Annotated in this window: 3 protein-coding genes; 2 read left to right on the forward strand and 1 reads right to left on the reverse strand. The window is 64.6% G+C overall.

The features are described 5' to 3' along the window. Positions 1 to 84 precede the first annotated feature (84 nt). Together FNF32_RS10225 and FNF32_RS10230 are read left to right on the forward strand one after the other, a co-directional pair. On the forward strand, positions 85 to 564 hold the full coding sequence (locus FNF32_RS10225) for a zinc ribbon domain-containing protein (protein WP_143796622.1): 480 nt from the start codon (positions 85 to 87) through the stop codon (positions 562 to 564). Continuing rightward, the gene (locus FNF32_RS10230; protein ID WP_143796623.1) at positions 564 to 947 is read left to right on the forward strand and encodes a hypothetical protein; all 384 of its coding nucleotides are present in this window, start codon (positions 564 to 566) and stop codon (positions 945 to 947) included. The genes FNF32_RS10225 and FNF32_RS10230 overlap by 1 nt, the downstream gene beginning before the upstream one ends. A 3-nt stretch (positions 948 to 950) precedes the next feature. Here FNF32_RS10230 and FNF32_RS10235 read toward each other — a convergent pair whose 3' ends face one another. After that, positions 951 to 1,544 (reverse strand): protein NO VEIN domain-containing protein, encoded by a 594-nt coding sequence (locus FNF32_RS10235; protein ID WP_185961924.1) that lies wholly within the window; start codon positions 1,542 to 1,544, stop codon positions 951 to 953. Positions 1,545 to 1,682 lie beyond the last annotated feature (138 nt).

Genomic DNA, 1,682 nt, shown 5'->3' on the forward strand with positions numbered 1-1,682 from the left:
TCGGCCTGTTCCCGTTTCCCATAGAACACCTCCTGGTTCCTCAGTTGGTGCTCTCCACATTTTCCGGGCAAGTCCAACAGCCGGATGCAGACGCCTGCACTGCTCAAGGGGCTGATCTTCAGCGAAACCGGCGCAGCCATGACGCCGACGGCCACGCGCAAGGGAACCAGGCTCTACCGCTACTATGTCTCGATGGATGTGATCCGGAACCGCGAGGGTGGCGAATCCGAAGTGCCATCGCGGCTTCCGGCGGGAATGATCGAGGACGCGGTGGTGACGGAAGTCCGCCGGATTGCGCAGACGCCCGAGGTGGTGACAAAGGTTCTGGACGCCTTGCAGCAGGATGGCCCGCAGGTTCGAGAAGCCGAGGTCATCGCGGCGTTGAACGATTTCGGCGCGCTCTGGAACCAGCTCTTTCCTGCGGAACAGGCGCGGATCATTCAGTTGCTCGTCCGGCGCGTCACCGTGACCGCTGGCGGGCTCGCGGTCGATGTCCGGGCCGAGGGAATCGGTGGGGTCATCCGCGAGATGATCGCACCCACTCGCATGGAGGCTGCTGAGTAATGACACAAGCCAATGACACGATCAGGGTGCTGATCCCGTTGAAGGTGCGAAAGAAGAACGGGCGGCCGAAACTCCTGCCGCCGGTGGATTATCGCCCGAGCGAGGACCGTACTCCCGATCCTCACTTCCTGCGCGCCATCGGCCGGGCGTGGAGTTGGCGTCGCCGCATGGAAGCCGGAGAGTTTGCCACGGTCCATGATCTCGCCAAGGCTGTCGATCTGGCGGAGCGGCATGTCAGTCGCCAGTTGCGATTGGCCTATCTGTCGCCCGCCGTCCTCAAACGCCTGACCTGCGGCCGGGAGTCTCCGGCGGTCAGCCTCATGTCCCTCGTCGAAGCAACGGCCGCGCCGTGGCCGGAGCAAGCCAATAAGGTGTTCGGCTGATCGTCAGTGAAAGCTCGCCTGAAACGTCGTCGCAGTGAGAGCGACATGCGCATCGAGCGGCGGGTGAAGCTCGAAGGCCTTCGGCTCGCGCGAGAAGTTCCAGAGCCGGAACAGGCGCCATTCCGACCGGCGTTCCTCGGCCACGGCCAGTTCGTTGCGGGTGATCAGGAACGGCGTGCGCTCCCATCCGTTCGTCGTCTTCACCTCGATCAGGCGGGACCGCCCATCCGGTGCAAAGCTCTCGATATCATAACCTGCGCCGTCGCCATCCTCTTCCGATACCCAGCGTACCTTCCGCGCCAGATCCTCGCGCCCTACGGCCTGAAGCGAAGCCCGCTCATGCGCCAGCACACATTCCTCGCCCGCGCGACCGAGAGCGCGGTTTCGCTCGTCCCGGCCCGCGACATCGAATTTGCGGGCGATATGCAGCATCTGCTCCAGCTCCTGCGGCGGTGGCTGGTTGGACAGCGTAGGAGGTGGGCCGATCCAGAACCGCGCGGCCTCCTGTAGGCCGGTGACCGGACGCATGCCCGGCATCCGGCCGAGCCAGTCGGGATGCAGCGCGAGCCAGCGCGCCACCGCATCGACCAGCGTCATCTGGAAATTGAACGCCGGCTTGTAGCCGGGAATCCAGTCCTCGCCGAGCCCCTTCAGCACCGTAAGCGCGAGGTCGTTGCCCTATGCGGCGATGCTTGACGGCTGGTTGAAGCGCCAGGGCATGAGGTCCTCGATGGC

It is taken from the genome of Paracoccus marinus (assembly GCF_007018965.1).
GTDB classification, from domain to species: domain Bacteria; phylum Pseudomonadota; class Alphaproteobacteria; order Rhodobacterales; family Rhodobacteraceae; genus Paracoccus; species Paracoccus marinus.

Coding starts and splice junctions, on each gene's coding strand:
- FNF32_RS10225 (WP_143796622.1), top strand. CDS start 85: ATGCAGACGCCTGCACTGCTCAAGGGGCTGATCTTCAGCGAAACCGGC.
- FNF32_RS10230 (WP_143796623.1), top strand. CDS start 564: ATGACACAAGCCAATGACACGATCAGGGTGCTGATCCCGTTGAAGGTG.
- FNF32_RS10235 (WP_185961924.1), bottom strand. CDS start 1,544: ATGACGCTGGTCGATGCGGTGGCGCGCTGGCTCGCGCTGCATCCCGAC.